At 62.3% G+C, this 15,552-nt stretch carries 16 protein-coding genes; 8 read left to right on the top strand and 8 right to left on the bottom strand.

Annotated elements, in window-relative coordinates:
- Positions 1–70 precede the first annotated feature (70 nt).
- The 4 genes from ACEPLT_RS05640 (at position 71) to ACEPLT_RS05625 (ending at position 2,825) form a co-directional block, all read left to right on the top strand.
- Positions 71–1,159 (top strand): oxidoreductase, encoded by a 1,089-nt coding sequence (locus ACEPLT_RS05640; protein ID WP_232928047.1) that lies wholly within the window; start codon positions 71–73, stop codon positions 1,157–1,159.
- A gap of 57 nt (positions 1,160–1,216) precedes the next feature.
- Positions 1,217–1,960 carry an SDR family NAD(P)-dependent oxidoreductase gene (locus tag ACEPLT_RS05635; protein WP_008500999.1) on the top strand — a complete coding sequence of 248 codons (744 nt, stop codon included), beginning with the start codon at positions 1,217–1,219 and terminating at the stop codon, positions 1,958–1,960.
- A gap of 183 nt (positions 1,961–2,143) precedes the next feature.
- Positions 2,144–2,440 carry a type II toxin-antitoxin system RelE family toxin gene (locus ACEPLT_RS05630; RefSeq protein ID WP_023326881.1) on the top strand — a complete coding sequence of 99 codons (297 nt, stop codon included), beginning with the start codon at positions 2,144–2,146 and terminating at the stop codon, positions 2,438–2,440.
- A complete protein-coding gene (locus tag ACEPLT_RS05625) occupies positions 2,421–2,825 on the top strand; it encodes a helix-turn-helix domain-containing protein (RefSeq protein ID WP_008500997.1) in 405 nt (134 codons plus the stop codon). Before ACEPLT_RS05630 ends, ACEPLT_RS05625 begins: the two co-directional genes overlap by 20 nt.
- On the opposite strand, the gene ACEPLT_RS05620 is transcribed toward ACEPLT_RS05625, so the two are convergent.
- From ACEPLT_RS05620 to entC, 7 genes are all read right to left on the bottom strand, one after another.
- Positions 2,822–3,019 carry a YbdD/YjiX family protein gene (locus ACEPLT_RS05620; RefSeq protein WP_006809671.1) on the bottom strand — a complete coding sequence of 66 codons (198 nt, stop codon included), beginning with the start codon at positions 3,017–3,019 and terminating at the stop codon, positions 2,822–2,824. The two genes, ACEPLT_RS05625 and ACEPLT_RS05620, sit on opposite strands and share 4 nt — an antisense overlap.
- A gap of 59 nt (positions 3,020–3,078) precedes the next feature.
- Entirely contained in the window at positions 3,079–5,184 is a 2,106-nt protein-coding gene (gene cstA, locus ACEPLT_RS05615; protein WP_232928043.1) for a pyruvate/proton symporter CstA, read from the bottom strand.
- A gap of 145 nt (positions 5,185–5,329) precedes the next feature.
- Positions 5,330–5,743: a proofreading thioesterase EntH gene (gene entH, locus ACEPLT_RS05610; protein WP_008500995.1), complete on the bottom strand. Its 414-nt coding sequence runs from the start codon at positions 5,741–5,743 to the stop codon at positions 5,330–5,332.
- Positions 5,744–6,496: a 2,3-dihydro-2,3-dihydroxybenzoate dehydrogenase EntA gene (entA, locus tag ACEPLT_RS05605; RefSeq protein WP_239558446.1), complete on the bottom strand. Its 753-nt coding sequence runs from the start codon at positions 6,494–6,496 to the stop codon at positions 5,744–5,746.
- Positions 6,496–7,350, bottom strand: a complete 855-nt coding sequence (locus tag ACEPLT_RS05600) for an isochorismatase (protein WP_023293058.1) — start codon at positions 7,348–7,350, stop codon at positions 6,496–6,498. Before ACEPLT_RS05600 ends, entA begins: the two co-directional genes overlap by 1 nt.
- 10 nt (positions 7,351–7,360) lie before the next feature.
- A complete protein-coding gene (gene entE / locus ACEPLT_RS05595) occupies positions 7,361–8,971 on the bottom strand; it encodes a (2,3-dihydroxybenzoyl)adenylate synthase EntE (protein WP_232928040.1) in 1,611 nt (536 codons plus the stop codon).
- A gap of 9 nt (positions 8,972–8,980) precedes the next feature.
- On the bottom strand, positions 8,981–10,156 hold the full coding sequence (gene entC / locus ACEPLT_RS05590; protein ID WP_232928037.1) for an isochorismate synthase EntC: 1,176 nt from the start codon (positions 10,154–10,156) through the stop codon (positions 8,981–8,983).
- A gap of 188 nt (positions 10,157–10,344) precedes the next feature.
- On the opposite strand from entC, the gene fepB reads away from it, so the two are divergent.
- Complete coding sequence (fepB, locus tag ACEPLT_RS05585) at positions 10,345–11,304, top strand: Fe2+-enterobactin ABC transporter substrate-binding protein (protein WP_032656151.1); 960 nt, start codon at positions 10,345–10,347, stop codon at positions 11,302–11,304.
- A gap of 77 nt (positions 11,305–11,381) precedes the next feature.
- On the opposite strand, the gene entS is transcribed toward fepB, so the two are convergent.
- A complete protein-coding gene (gene entS / locus ACEPLT_RS05580; protein WP_232928034.1) occupies positions 11,382–12,620 on the bottom strand; it encodes an enterobactin transporter EntS in 1,239 nt (412 codons plus the stop codon).
- Between the two features lie 108 nt (positions 12,621–12,728).
- Between entS and fepD the strand changes: the two genes are divergently transcribed.
- Genes fepD through fepC form a run of 3 tightly spaced genes read left to right on the top strand, consistent with a single transcriptional unit; the run spans position 12,729 to position 15,513 of the window.
- Positions 12,729–13,733: a Fe(3+)-siderophore ABC transporter permease gene (gene fepD, locus ACEPLT_RS05575; protein WP_232928031.1), complete on the top strand. Its 1,005-nt coding sequence runs from the start codon at positions 12,729–12,731 to the stop codon at positions 13,731–13,733.
- Positions 13,730–14,722, top strand: a complete 993-nt coding sequence (fepG, locus tag ACEPLT_RS05570; protein ID WP_044597018.1) for an iron-enterobactin ABC transporter permease — start codon at positions 13,730–13,732, stop codon at positions 14,720–14,722. Before fepD ends, fepG begins: the two co-directional genes overlap by 4 nt.
- Positions 14,719–15,513, top strand: a complete 795-nt coding sequence (gene fepC, locus ACEPLT_RS05565) for an iron-enterobactin ABC transporter ATP-binding protein (protein ID WP_232928019.1) — start codon at positions 14,719–14,721, stop codon at positions 15,511–15,513. The genes fepG and fepC overlap by 4 nt, the downstream gene beginning before the upstream one ends.
- Positions 15,514–15,552: the final 39 nt, after the last annotated feature.

The raw sequence follows: 15,552 nt of genomic DNA, 5'->3' as shown, positions 1-15,552 counted from the left end.
GAAATATTATTAGCCATCCGGATGTCCAGACATAACATCGGGTTAGCGCTTGCTAAAAAAGGACAACACCATGAGCAACACCGATATCCGCGTCGTGCCTGGCCCGGCGAACTACTTCTCCCATCCCGGAAGCCTTGCGCGTCTGAATGACTTCTTTACCCCGGAACAGCTTTCCCGCGCGGTGTGGATTTACGGCGAGCGCGCTATCGACGGCGCGCGCCCGTTCCTGCCGGAGAGCTTTCACGCGCCGGGGGCGAAACGCCTGCTTTTTAAAGGCCACTGCAGCGAGCGCGACGTCACTCATCTGGTGAATGAATCCGGCAGCGACGCCAGCGTGGTCATTGGCGTCGGCGGCGGTGCGGTGATGGATACGGTGAAAGCCGTGGCGCGTCGTTTAGGCGTTCCGTTCGTGGGCATCCCCACCATTGCCGCCACCTGCGCGGCGTGGACCCCGCTCTCCGTCTGGTACAACGATGCCGGTCAGGCGCTGCATTTTGAGATCTTCGACGACGCCAACTTCCTGGTGCTGGTGGAGCCGCAGATCGTCCTTAACGCCCCAGCGGAATATCTGCTGGCAGGCATCGGCGATACGCTGGCGAAGTGGTACGAAGCGGTGGTGTTGGCACCTGAGCCGGAGAACCTGCCGCTGACCGTGCGGCTCGGCATCAACGGCGCGCTGGCGATCCGCGACGTGCTGCTGACGCGCAGCGAAGAGGCGCTGGCCGACCAGCAGCGCGGTGACCAGACGCAGGCGTTCCGGGACGTGGTGGATGCGATTATTGCCGGTGGCGGGATGGTCGGCGGTCTGGGCGAACGCTATACCCGCGTGGCGGCAGCACATGCGGTACACAACGGCTTAACCATGCTGCCGCAGACGGAAAAATATCTGCACGGCACCAAGGTAGCCTACGGGATTCTGGTGCAGAGCGCCCTGCTCGGTCAGGACGATGTGCTGGCGCAACTGGTGACGGCGTACCGGCGTTTTAACCTGCCGACCACGCTTCGCGCGCTGGACGTTGACATCAATAACCGGGAAGCGCTGGATAAGGTCATTGCCCACACCCTGCGCCCGGTGGAGTCGATTCACTCTCTGCCGGTGACGTTAACGCCCGACGTTCTGCGCGCCGCGTTTGAGAAGGTGGAATCCTTCAGCCGTTAATCGCGCCGACAGGCTATACCTAATGATGATTCTCACCACTCTCGTCACGAGGTCATCATGCAGATCGATTTAACAGGTAAAAAGGCGCTGGTTACCGGCGCCAGCCGTGGATTGGGTCGGGCTATCGCGCTGTCGCTGGCACGCGCCGGTGCCGATGTGGTTATTACGTATGAAAAATCCGCCGATAAAGCCCAGGCGGTCGCCGATGAAATTAAGGCGCTTGGGCGGCACGGCGAAGCGATTCAGGCCGACAGCGCCAGCGCGCAGGCGATTCAGGATGCCGTTACCCATGCAGCGCGTTCCCTTGGCGGGCTGGATATTCTGGTCAACAACGCGGGTATCGCGCGCGGCGGCCCGCTGGAGTCCATGACCCTGGCGGACATCGACGCGCTGATCAACGTCAACATTCGCGGCGTGGTGATCGCCATTCAGGAAGCGCTGGTGCACATGTCCGACGGCGGGCGCATCATCAACATCGGCAGCTGTCTGGCGAACCGCGTGGCGATGCCGGGCATTGCCGTTTACTCGATGACCAAGTCTGCCCTTAACTCCCTCACCCGCGGCCTGGCGCGCGATCTGGGCCCGCGCGGCATTACCGTTAACCTGGTGCATCCCGGCCCCACCAACAGCGATATGAACCCGGAAGACGGCGAACAGGCGGAAGCCCAGCGCCAGATGATCGCGGTCGGCCACTACGGCCAGCCGGAAGACATCGCGGCGGCGGTCACCTTCCTTGCCAGCCCGGCCGCCGGGCAGATCTCCGGCACAGGGCTGGATGTCGACGGCGGGTTGAACGCCTGATCGCACCTTTTCTGCAAGCCTCTGTCGCCCGGCAGAGGCCTTGTCGAGCCGCCTCGATGTTTCGCTTTTTACCGCTTACTTCCGTTTTATGTCCGCTCTACAGTACCCCATAAGAAATTCGGAATTTATCTAATAGTCTTATTATTTCCTTATAATTTGTGTGGGCGTACAGTGGAGGTACGGATGAAGATTGTCTGGTCTAATGGTGCAAAAAAGGCTTTTTCCAGAATTGACGAGCGGTATCAACGCCGCATTGAGGTAAAGCTTGCCGAACTGGATGACCGCTCGGCACCCCGGCCCGATATCAAAAAAATATCGGCGACAGAAAATCATTTCCGGCTTCGCGTTGGCGATTACCGCATCATCTATACGCTTCGGGACGATCCCGATAACCATTGTTATGTTTTAGCCGTCAAGCGCAGAACTTCAACGACTTACCTGCATGAGGAGAAAGCCACCTATGGCTGTTCAGCTAATTAAGGACGATAACGGTAAAACGCAGTATGTGGTTATTCCTTATCACGAATACTTCCGCATGTGCTCACAGATGGCAGAGATCGACGACGAAACCGATGACGATCTGGAGGATATTGAGGTCGAACACGATAGTCTGGATGACGTGGAATTGCCCGGAGACGTGTGCAGCATCATGACCTGGCAGAACGTCAGCCTGCAGGCCGCGTGGCGTATCCTGCGCGGGCTATCCCAGCAGGAGGTGGCGGAGAAACTCGGCATCAGCCAGTCCGCCGTGTCACAGCTGGAAGCGCTGGACTCCCGTCCGCAAAAGCGCACCCGCGAAAAGCTGGCGGCGATCTACGGCTGTAAGCAGGAGCAGATCAGCCTCTATCTCCCGAAAGAGGGTTAACAGCACTTCGCCCCGCCCTTGCCACCGTAGCGGGCGTCCTGGCGGTCGCGGAAAAATTCTTCGTAGGTCATGGGCGTCTGGTCTGGATGGTTGACGCGCATATGCTCGACGTAGTTGTCGTAGTCCGGCACGCCAATCATCATTTTGGCGGCCTGTCCCAGGTACTTACCGGCTTTGGAAAGGGTGTCGAACATAGTTCTGATCTCACAGGGAATGTAGGCCGGGTAAGCGCTAGCGCCACCCGGCACACGGGTTAATGCGCCCCTTTGGCCTGGGTCACAATCTCTTCCAGGTTTTCAGGCATTGGCTCATACGGCGTCTCTTTCGCCGTTGGCGCGTCGACTTTCAATGCTGCCAGCGCGGTCCTGAGAGAATACAACGCCAGCACCACGACCACCACCATAAAGAAGATGGTCAGCCCGGCGTCCAGACGGTTGTTAAACACCAGCTGCGACAGCTGCGATTCGGTGTACTGTGCCGGGATCTTGCCGCTGTCGATCATCGCCTGGAACTTGTTGGCGATCGCCAGGAAGCCCACCTTGTTATCCGGGCTGAAGGCCTTCTGCCAGCCCGCCGTCAGGGTACAGACCAGCAGCCACGCGGTCGGCACCAGCGCCACCCACGCGTAGCGCTGGCGCTTCATCTTGAACAGCACCACCGCGCAGAGCATCAGCGCCATGCCCGCCAGCATCTGGTTGGCGATACCGAACAGCGGCCACAGGGTGTTAATCCCGCCCAGCGGATCGACCACGCCCTGATGCAGGAAATAGCCCCACGCCAGCACGCACAGCGCCGTAGCCAGCAGGTTAGCCGGGAGCGAATCGGTCCGCTTCAGGTTCGGGGAGATGACGCCCAGCAGATCCTGCAGCATAAAGCGCGCCGCACGGGTTCCCGCATCCACCGCCGTCAGGATAAACAGCGCTTCAAACAGAATGGCGAAGTGATACCAGAACGAGACATCCATCAGCCCGCCCAGCGCGCCGTGAAGAATATACGCCATGCCAACCGCCAGCGTCGGCGCCCCGCCCGCGCGGGAGATAATGGACTGCTCGCCCACTTCGCTGGCGATGCTCGTCAACGTTTCAGGCGTAATCGCAAAGCCCCAGCCGCTCACCACCTGCGCGGCGGAAGCGACCACGTCAACGGTGCCCGCCGGAGCCAGGACCGCCATCGGGCTGTTCATCGCGAAATACACGCCCGGGTCGATAATACAGGCGGATACCAGCGCCATAATCGCCACGAAGGACTCCATCAGCATGCCGCCGTAGCCAATCAGGCAGGCCTGATTTTCATTCGCGAGCATCTTCGGCGTCGTCCCGGAGGCGATCAGCGCGTGGAAGCCCGACACCGCACCGCAGGCGATGGTAATAAACAGGAACGGGAACAGATTGCCGGTCCAGACCGGGCCGGTACCGTCGATAAATTTGGTTAACGCCGGCATGGTCAGCGTTGGGCGCATAATCAGAATACCGATTGCCAGCCCGACAATGGTGCCGATTTTCAGGAAGGTAGAGAGGTAGTCACGCGGGGCCAGCAGCAGCCACACCGGCAACACCGCCGCCACAAAGCCGTAGCCCACCAGCATCCAGGTCAGCTGTACGCCGGTAAAGTCGAAGAACGGGGCCCAGGTCGGGCTTTCCGCCACCCAGCCGCCGGAGATAATGGCGAACACCAGGAATACCAGGCCAATCACCGACACTTCACCAATGCGTCCCGGACGCAGGTAGCGGATGTAGATCCCCATGAACAGCGCCAGCGGAATGGTAAAGGCAACGGTGTACGTCCCCCACGGGCTGTGGGTCAGCGCTTTCACCACAATCATCGCCAGCACCGCGAGGATAATCACCATGATCATAAAGGTCGCCACCAGCGCAATCACCCCGGCAGTGGCCCCCATCTCCTCTTTCACCAGCTCACCCAGCGAACGTCCGTCGCGGCGGGTAGAGACGAACAGCACCATAAAGTCCTGCACCGCCCCCGCCAGCACCACCCCGGCGAGGATCCAGATCATCCCCGGCAGGTAACCCATCTGCGCCGCCAGCACCGGCCCCACCAGCGGGCCTGCCCCGGCAATCGCCGCAAAATGGTGACCGAACAGCACTTTCTTGTCGGTCGGCACATAGTCCAGACCGTCGTTATGGCGGACGGCAGGCGTCATGCGCGTTGCATCAACGCCCAGGACGTTCCTGGTGATATAGCGGCCATAAAAACGATAGGCGATCAGGTAAACGCAGACCGAGGCAACGACGATCCAGAGCGCGTTGATCTGCTCCCCCCGGTTGAGGGCGATATAGCCCAGGGCAAAAGCTCCCACAACGGAGAGCCCTGCCCATGTAAGGTATTTCCCTGAGTTGTTCATAGTTGTTGTCCGTTGTCGTGAAACAGTGAGATGTTACATTTTGTTTCTAGAACAACCGGAAAAATTTAACAACTTTGAAACGCAATAATGCGTGGTCAAACCAGAGATTTACACCACAGTGTTAAGCCGATCACTTTGATCTGAGTTAGCCCAACACCATCGTACTCAACCGGCAGGTACAGCACCGCCGCCCCTGCTCGTCGAAGACCCCAATCTCCCAGCTCTGGCTCGAACGCCCAAGATGCAGCGGCTGACACACGCCGCGAACCTTGCCGTGGGATACCGCCCGATGATGCGTGGCGTTCAGCTCCGTGCCCACCACGCTCTGCCCGTCGCGGGTCATCAGAAATCCGGCCATTGAGCCAAGCGTTTCCGCCAGCGCCGCCGACGCCCCGCCGTGCAGCAGGCCAAACGGCTGATGGGTACGCGCATCCACCGGCATCTCCGCTTCCAGCGCGTCGTCCCCGAGGCGGGTATAGACGATGCCCAGGTTCGCCACCAGGGTATTCACGCTGGTGGCGTTCAGCTCCTCAAGCGATAAATGACGTTTCCAGATCATTTACGCCCCCAGCGTGGAGCCGCCGTCCACCACGATATCCTGCAGGGTGATGTGGCTGGCGGCATCGGAGGCAAGGAACAGCACGGTCGCAGCTATCTCCTGCGGGCGGGCGATTTTGCCCAGCGGAATGCCGAGCTTGAACTGCTCGCCAAAGCCGCGAATACGCTGCTGCTCCGCATCGTCGCTTTTCCACAGGGTGCGCTGCATATCGGTATCCGTTGAGCCCGGCGACACCAGATTGCAGCGCACGCCGCTGCCCGCCAGCTCCAGCCCGACGGTCAGGGCCAGGCTTTTCAGCGCCGCTTTCGATGCGCCGTAGGCGCTCATGCCGATGCGCGGCGCGTGCGCCGCGTCGGACGCCACGGTAACAATCGCCCCGCCCTGCTGACGGCGGAACTGGCCCATGGTCAGTTGGAACAGATTGAACGCGCCGCCGACGTTGACCGCGAAGGTCTGCTGCCAGTCTTCCTGCGAGAGCTGGTCCGTCGCCCCCATGCGCAGGATGCCCGCCGCGTTGACCAGCACGTCCAGGCGGTCGAGCGATGCCAGCACGCGCCCGCACACCTCATGCACCTGCCCGGCATCCGCCACGTCCAGCGTTTCGGTGGCAAACGGATAGTCATCCTGCGGGAAGGCCAGATCGAACCCGGTCACCTGCGCGCCGGCTTCGGCAAACGCCAGTGCGGTCGCGTAGCCAATCCCCTTCCCCGCGCCCGTGACCCAGACGGTTTTGCCGGTGAAATCAAACACCATCACTTCACCTCGCGGGAGAGCAGCGCCCACCAGGCGTCGAGGGTCGGATTTTTGGCCAGCATCACGAAGTCGATATCGCCGTGTACTTTGCGCCAGCGGGCGGCCAGCGCCATCATCCGTACTGAATCCAGGCCGTAGTCGATCAGGTTTTCGTCATCCATCGGCTCGTCGGACTCGTCCAGCAGCGGCAGGATCAGCGCGCGCAGCGCGGCTTTCGTTGCCGGAACGGACGGCAGCAGCTCGTCGGTCATCACCACGCGGCCAGAACGTCCTGCCACGTATTTCAGCGACATCAGGTGCTCGTCGCGGGTGAAATCCGCCAGCGCGTCGGCAATAAAGAACGGCTTGATGTCGCGCATAAAGGCATCTGTGGCGGTGGTCATGCAGCCGATATGGGCGTAAACGCCGGTAATCAGCAGCTGGTTGCGGCCGGTCTCTTTCAGCATCTGCTCCAGCGGCGAGCGGTGAAACGCGCTGTAGCGCCACTTCACCAGCACGGTGTCCGCTTCGTCCGGCGTCAGTTCAGCCACGATGCGCTGCTGCTCCGGCGAGCGGGTCAGGCCCGGCCCCCACATGTCGTTCAGGAGGGCGCGGTCTTCATCGCTCTGCTCTTTCGGCTGCGCGGTGTAGTACACTGGGATATTGTGTTCTTTGCAGTACGCGCGCAGTCTGGCGATGTTCGCTACTACCTGCTGCATCATGTCGCTATTTTCGCCCCAGAAGTTCAGGAAATACTCCTGCATATCATGGATCAGCAGCGCGGCGCGCTCCGGTTCAAACGCCCAGTTCACCTTGCTGGTCGGCAACTCTGCGGCGGTCGGCAGCGCGTAAGCGGTTAATTTTGGAATGGCCATACTCTTTTCCTCAGCCCCGGGCGCGTTCAGCAAGCCACAGGCGCAACTGTTTCTTATCAACTTTGCCGACCGGCGTCAGCGGGAGCGCATCCACGCTCTCCACGCGGTCCGGCAGCTTAAATTCGGCAACGCCCTGCTCGCGCAGGAAGCGGCGCACCTCCACCGCGCGCAGGGGCTGTTTCACCACCAGATACGCGCAGCTCTTCTCGCCCAGCAGGCTGTCCTCCATGCTCACCAGCGCGGCGTGGATCACCGCTTCGTGGCGCAGCAGCAGGTTTTCGATCTCTTCGGCGGCAATCTTTTCGCCACCGCGGTTGATCTGATCTTTCTCGCGCCCCTGCACGGTGATGTAGCCCTGCTCGTCAATGGCGATCAGATCCCCGGAGCAGTAAAAGCCGTCGGCGTCGAAGGCGCTGGCGTTGTGTTCCGGGCTGTTGAAATAGCCGCGGAAGGTATACGGCCCGCGCGTCATCAGACGCCCGACCTCCCCGCGCGGCAGCGGATTGCCGTGCTCGTCCGCCACCCACACTTCGTCGTCCGGGCACATCGGGCGGCCCTGGGTGTTGATGATGCGTTCCGGGGCGTCGTCGAGCGCGGTGTAGTTCACCAGCCCTTCCGCCATGCCGAACACCTGCTGCAGCTGGCAGCCAATTTCCGCCGGAATGCGCGCCGCGAGCGTGGCGGAGAGGCGCGCGCCGCCCACCTGGAGCAGCTTGAGGGATTTCAGCTGCGCGTTCCCCGCGCCGTCGGCAATCGTCTGCAGCCACAGGCTGACCGCCGGCGGTACCAGCGAGGTCACGTTAACCTGATGCTGTTCAATCAGCGGGAAGCAGAGCGTGGCGCTCGGATCGTTCGCCAGCACCACGCAGCCGCCCGCGGTAAAGACGCCTAACGACCCCGGCGAGCTCATGGCGTAGTTGTGCGCCGCGGGCAGCGCGTTCAGGTAACGCGTTTCGGCTGTAATGCCGCAGATCTCGTTGCTGCGGCGGATGCTGTAGTCGTAATCGTTATGCGTGCGAGGGATCAGCTTCGGCGTGCCAGTGCTGCCGCCGGAGAGCTGGAAAAACGCCACCTCGTCGGCGGGCGTCGGGTTCGGGATGAAGTTGTCCGCGGGACGCGCAATCGCCGCGTCCAGGGCATGTTCACCCTTATCGCCGCGCAGCAGCACGACGCGTACCGAACGGTGTTCACCCACGAAAGCGTTGAGGAAGTCATCGCCCGCAAACAGCGCGTGGTCGCGATCGGCGATCAGCACGGCGGGGTTGATCTGCGCCGCGTAGGCGTTCAGCTCGCTGCGCTGGTGGCTAAAGAGCGCGTTGACCGGCGCGACGCCGATTTGCAGCAGCGCGAAGAAGGTCATGTAGAACTCGGCCACGTTGCCAAGCTGCACCAGCGCCGTCTCGCCGCGCTGCAATCCTCGCGCCTGAAGGGCTGAGGCCAGGTTGCTTACGGCCTGATTCAGCGCGCGGTAGGTAATGTGGCGATCGCTATCGATAATCGCCACCGCATCGCTGTCCGCCCGATCCGTCAGGATGTGAGTCAACGGCAGATCCTGCCAGTAGCCTTTTTCACGGTAGCGGCGGGCAAAATCCTCAGGCCAGCGGGTAAAGGGAATGGTCATGAGTCTTCCTTAGTGCAAACCAAAAACGTTGAGCATGGTGGAGAGCTTCACGCCCGTCTCGCGCCACTCGCCCACCGGGGAGGAGGCAGGCACAATGCCCGCGCCGGCAAACAGGCGAACGGTATTTTCGCGAAGACGCGCGCAGCGGATGGTCACCACCCACTCGCCGTTGCCTTCGCTGTCGCACCAGCCAACGATGCCACCGAACAGCTCGCGGTCGAACGGCTCCAGCTCGGCAATCAGCTCTTTCGCCGCCTGATGCGGGAAGCCGCTCAGCGCCGGAGTCGGGTGCAGCAGGCAGGCCAGGGTCAGAGCGTTCTCGTTTTCACGCGCCTTGCCTTCTACCGGCGTCGCCAGATGCCACAGCGTCGGCGTGGTAATCAGCTGAGGAGAATCTGGCATGCTGAGATGGTGGCTGCGCGGTGCCAGAATGGCCTTCATCGCCTGGGTGACCAGGTCGTGCTCGTGACGGTCCTTTTCGGAGGCCAGCAGCTTGTTGCCCGCCTCGCGATCCAGCACATCGTCAGGCTGACGGCGCGCGGAGCCCGCCAGCGGCAGCGAGCTAAAGTGCGCTCCCTCTTTGCGCAGCAGCAGCTCCGGGCTGGCGCCCAGCAGCACCCCGCCGTCTTCCAGCGGCACGTGGAAGTTGAAGCTCGCCGGGTTCTGGGCGATCAGGCGCTCCATCAGGGCGCCGCTGTCCAGGCGTTTGTCGGTCGCGATATCAATCAGGCGCGACAGGACCACCTTGTTCACCTGCGGCGTGGCGGTCAGCGACGCGGCGCGAGCGACCATCTCTTCGAAGACGGGCTGCGGCGGGATCTCGGTGCGTTGTGCCACCTTCAGGGCCTGCGCGCCGGAAAAATAGCGTGCTGACTGCTGACGTGCGGGACGGGAAAAGGTCTCCCAGCGTTGCGGAATAAACAGCGACGAGGGCTTGCGGGTGTCGAACGGGATCGCCCCCACCATCACCGGGTGAGCAATACCGCTGGCTTTTGCCGTGCGGAAGGCCTGGGCTAATTTTTGCTGGAAGCGACCCGCCGGATCGTCACCGCCGACGGCGGGTTCACTGAAGCGGGAAAAGCAGCCGGACGTGGTAAAGCTGCGGTAAGGCGACATAAAGAAAAAACGGTCTGATTCCAGCGTGGTTGCGGCGTGCTGAACTTCCTCAGCCAGGGACGTATCCATATCATCCTCCTCAAAATGATAAAAGAAGCAATAATGATTATCATTTATATTTTCGTCGGCTAACCTAATCCCACATCGCTTCGCTGTCAACCGTCGGGCAAATAACTTGTGCGACAAAAGCTTGCATCCCGTTGCGGCAAATATGAAAATGAGAAGCATTATCTCCAACAAAAACAGGATCCCGTGCTGTGAAATTCCCTGCCGTTTTCCGTAATCCCCTGCTTTTATTATCACTTTTTGTTTTAGGACTTACCTCAGCCGCTGCCGCCGACTGGCCCCGTCAGGTGACCGACAGCCGCGGCGTTCACACGCTTGAGAGCAAACCGACGCGCATTGTCTCCACCAGCGTGACCTTAACCGGCTCCCTGTTGGCCATTGACGCACCGGTCGTCGCCAGCGGCGCGACCACGCCGAACAACCGCGTGGCGGATGGACAGGGTTTCCTGCGCCAGTGGGGCGATATCGCGAAGCAGCGCAAGGTTGCACGGCTGTATATCGGCGAGCCGAGCGCTGAAGCTGTGGCCGCGCAAATGCCGGACCTGATTTTGATCAGCGCCACCGGCGGGGATTCCGCGCTGGCGCTGTACGATCAGCTTTCCGCCATTGCGCCGACGCTTATCATCAACTACGACGACAAGAGCTGGCAGGCGCTGCTGACCCAGCTGGGCGCGATCACCGGACACGAAAAGCAGGCCGCAGAGCGCATTGCCGCGTTTGATAAACAGCTCGCGCAGGTGAAACAGCAGATGACGCTGCCGCCGCAGCCGGTGAACGCCATCGTCTACACCGCCGCCGCGCATTCCGCCAACCTGTGGACCGCCGAATCGGCGCAGGGCAAGCTGCTGCACCAGCTGGGCTTTACGCTGGCGGACCTGCCTGCCGGGTTGCAGACCTCAACAAGCCAGGGCAAGCGCCACGACATTATCCAGCTGGGCGGTGAAAACCTGGCGACGGGGCTGAACGGCGAAGGGCTGTTTGTGTTTGCCGGTGACGAGAAAGACGTGGCGGCGATTTACGCTAACCCGCTGCTGGCGCACCTGCCGTCGGTAAAAAACAAGCGCGTATGGGCGTTGGGAACCGAGACGTTCCGCCTGGATTATTACAGCGCGATGCTGGTGTTGCAGCGTTTGAATGCGATGTTTAAATAACAGGCACGTTCCCCGTAGGCCCGGTAAGCGCAGCGCCACCGGGCGTTTTGTCGGGTGGCGGCTCCGCCTTACCCGACCTACAAGGTCACCACACTCTCCTGCCTGAACCGGCGCAATTCCACCAGCGCCACCAATAAGATCACACCAACCATTGCTAACACAAACCCGCTGCTGCTCGCGGACGCCGCCGGGGTCATTATTGCCCCCAGCCCGCCGAGGATCGCCGCGCCAATGGCATCGCCCGTGACGTTCTGCGCGGTCCACAGGCCGTTAATGCGCCCGAGCATTCCTTCCGGCGTCTGGGTCTGGATCAGGGTGTACTGCAGCAGCGAGCTGATGGCGCTCAGCCAGCCGAAGATCACCAGACACATCACCCCCAGTGCCCAGACCGGCATCAGGCTAAAGAAGCCAATGGCGATAAACGAGGCCAGCGTGGCAAGCAGCATAATCAACCCCGGCCGCGCGCTCTGTGCCAGGTTGCCGCTGGTCAGCGCCCCGCACGCCGCGCCGAGCGGAATGGCGGCGTAGATAATGCCTATTTCCGAGGCGCTCATCTGCCACTCTCCCGCCAGCGCCGGGTAGAGCACGCGCACGGCGCTCGCCATCGTCAGCAGGCCGCCGAGCAGCGCAATCCCGCCAATCAGCGGGTTGCTGAACAGGAAACGAATCGCGGCCATCAGGGACTTCAGCGGATGCTCGCGCGGCTGCGGCGGAGGTGGCAGCAGCGGCAGGCGCAGCAGCGTCAGCGTGGTGATAAAGGTCCCCGCCGCGGCCAGGCCGTAGTTCCACGCCACGTTGCCGGTTGCCAGCAGCAGGCCGCCGACCATCGGCGAAATCACCGAGCCGAGGCGCACGGTGAGCATGGTGATCGCCCCCGCCTGCATCAGATTTTCTCGCCCGACCAGCGCGGGCGTCGCCGCCAGCAGCGCCGTCACGCCTAAGGAGGCAAAAAAGCCGTCCCACAGCCCGAGGGCATATATGGCCATCAGCGACGGCTCCGGCAGCATGGCGTTCAGACACAGCCCGATAAAGCCCACGCCGCAGGTGCCGCGTGCCAGCAGGATCAGCTTTTTACGCTCGTAGCGGTCCGCCAGCACGCCGCCGACCATCAGGCCGATAAACATCGCCCCGCCGGTTAACGTCACCGATAACCCCACCAGCCAGCTGGAGTGCGTCATCGTCTGGATCTGTACCGGCACGGCTACGCCGAGCAGGCCGAGGGATAAAATGGAGATAAAGCGGGCGATAAACACGGCGCGATACGCCGGGTGCGTTTTAAGCAGGCTGAGGTTGAGCAGCCAGGATTTTTGATTCATGACAAAGCCTTGAGTCTATTTCTACCCATTCCATGGGCGCACATGCTAACATAGCCAAATAAGATAGATAACGATAATCACTATCATTATCAAATCATGGATGTTGCTATGTCGTTTTCCTCATCTTCGGTGCGCGCCGTTGCCGTGCCCGTTTTATTGCTGCTATTGAGCCTCGCGATTGCACTCAGCCTGCTGGTTGGCGCCAGGCCGCTGCCTGCGTCCGTTATTGTTGATGCGCTCTCCGGCACCTGTCAGAGCGCTGACTGCACCATCGTGCTCGACGCCCGCCTGCCCCGCACCCTTGCTGGACTGCTGGCCGGCGGCGCGCTCGGCCTTGCCGGTGCCCTGATGCAAACCCTCACCCGCAACCCGCTGGCGGACCCCGGCATTCTCGGCGTGAACGCCGGCGCCAGCTTTGCCATCGTGCTGGGCGCGGCGCTGTTCGGCTTCACCTCTCCGTCTGAGCAGCTGGTAATGGCCTTCTGCGGCGCGCTGGTCGCCTCTCTGGTGGTGGCGTTTACCGGCAGCCAGGGCGGTGGGCAGCTGAGCCCGGTACGCCTGACGCTGGCGGGCGTGGCGCTCGCGGCGGTGTTGGAAGGCTTATCTAACGGCATCGCCCTGCTCAACCCGGACGTCTACGACCAGCTGCGCTTCTGGCAGGCCGGCTCGCTGGATATCCGCACCCTTGAAACCCTGAAAGTGGTGGCGATCCCGGTGATGATTGCCGCCGCCGTGGCGCTGTGTTTAAGCCGGGCGCTGAACAGCCTGAGCCTCGGCAGCGACACCGCCACCGCGCTCGGCAACCGCGTCGCGCGCACGCAGCTGATTGGCCTGTTGGCCATCACCGTCCTGTGCGGCAGCGCGACCGCCGTGGTCGGGCCAATCGCCTTTATCGGCCTGATGATGCCGCACATGGCGCGCTGGCTGGTAGGGGCGGATCACCGCTGGTCGCTGCCGGTCACGCTGCTGGCGACGCCTGCCCTGCTGCTGTTTGCCGACGTGCTGGGCCGCCTGCTGGTGCCGGGTGAACTGCGCGTCTCGGTGGTCAGCGCCTTTATCGGCGCGCCGGTGCTGATTTTCCTGGTGCGCCGTAAACGCGGAGGTGGCGCATGAGGGCCCCGTCCCGGCGTTTAGTCACCAGCGTCTCCCTGCTGGTCGTCGCCAGTCTGCTGCTGGCGGTCTGGAGCCTGCAAAGCGGTGCCGTAACGCTTGATTTCGCGCAGGTCTTTCACGCTCTCACCGGCAACGCGCCGCGTAACATCACCATGGTGGTCACCGAATGGCGGCTGCCGCGCGTGGCGATGGCAATCCTGGTCGGCGCGGCGCTCGGCGTCAGCGGCGCGATATTCCAGTCGCTGATGCGCAACCCGCTCGGCAGCCCGGACGTGATGGGCCTCAATACCGGGGCCTGGAGCGGCGTGCTGGTGGCGATGGTGCTGTTCGGCCAGCACCTGACGGCGATTACCTTCACGGCGATGGCGGGCGGCATTCTGACGTCGCTGGTTATCTGGCTGCTGGCCTGGCGCAACGGCATCGACACCTTCCGGCTGATCATTATCGGTATCGGCATCCGCGCGATGCTGATGGCCTTTAACACCTGGCTGCTGCTGCAGGCCTCGCTGGAAACGGCGCTTTCCGCCGGGCTGTGGTACGCAGGTTCTCTCAACGGCCTGACGTGGGGCAAAACCTGGCCCGCCGCGCCGCTGATTGTGCTGATGTTTATCGGCGCGCTGCTGCTGGTGCGACGCATGCGGCTGCTGGAGATGGGCGACGACAGCGCCTGCGCGCTGGGCGTGAGCGTCGAACGCTCGCGCCTGATGCTGATGCTGGTGGCGGTATTGCTGACCGCCGCCTCCACCGCCATCGCCGGGCCGATCTCGTTTATCGCCCTTGTCGCGCCGCATATCGCACGACGTCTAAGCGGGACGGCGCGCTGGGGATTAACTCAGGCGGCGCTGTGCGGCGCGCTGCTGCTACTGGCCGCCGATCTCTGCGCCCAGCGGCTGTTTATGCCTTATCAACTGCCGGTGGGCGTAGTGACCGTCAGCCTCGGCGGGATTTACCTTATCGTCTTGCTCGTCCAGGAGTCACGCAAGAAATGACAGACACAACCACCCGCTTGCGCGGCGAACATCTCACCCTAGGCTACGGCAAAAAAATCGTTGCCCGCGATTTATCCGTCGCCATTCCGGACGGCCACTTTACGGCGATTATCGGCCCGAACGGCTGCGGAAAATCGACCCTGCTGCGCACGCTGAGCCGCCTGATGACGCCGGTGGAGGGCAGTGTCTTCCTGGACGGGGAGCAGATCCAGCGCTTCGCCAGCAAAGAGGTGGCCAGGCGCATCGGGCTGCTGGCGCAAAACGCCACCACGCCGGGGGACATCACGGTGCAGGAGCTGGTCTCGCGCGGGCGCTACCCGCACCAGCCGCTGTTTACCCGCTGGCGCAAGGAAGATGACGAGGCGGTGAACCGCGCGATGCGGGCGACGGGCATCACCGATCTCGCCCAGCAGAGCGTGGACACCCTTTCCGGCGGTCAGCGTCAGCGGGCGTGGATTGCGATGGTGCTGGCGCAGGAAACGTCGATCATGCTGCTGGACGAGCCGACAACCTGGCTGGACATCAGCCACCAGATTGATCTGCTGGAGCTGCTGAGCGAGCTGAACCGCACGCAGGGGTATACTCTGGCGGCGGTGCTGCACGATTTAAACCAGGCGTGCCGCTACGCCACGCACCTGATTGCCTTGCGCGACGGGGAGATTGTGGCGCAGGGTGCGCCGAAAGAGATTGTCACGCCGGAGCTGATCGCGCGGATCTACGGTATGCGCTGCATGATTATTGACGATCCGGTGGCGGGAACGCCGCTGGTGGTGCCGTTAGGTCGGCGGTAATTGCCGGGTGGCGGCTACGCCTGACCCGGCCTACACTCG

The sequence above is a fragment of the Enterobacter sp. fkY84-1 genome, assembly GCF_052974705.1.
The sequence above is the reverse complement of the archived record's forward strand: the minus strand, read 5'-3'. Positions and strand labels throughout refer to the sequence as shown.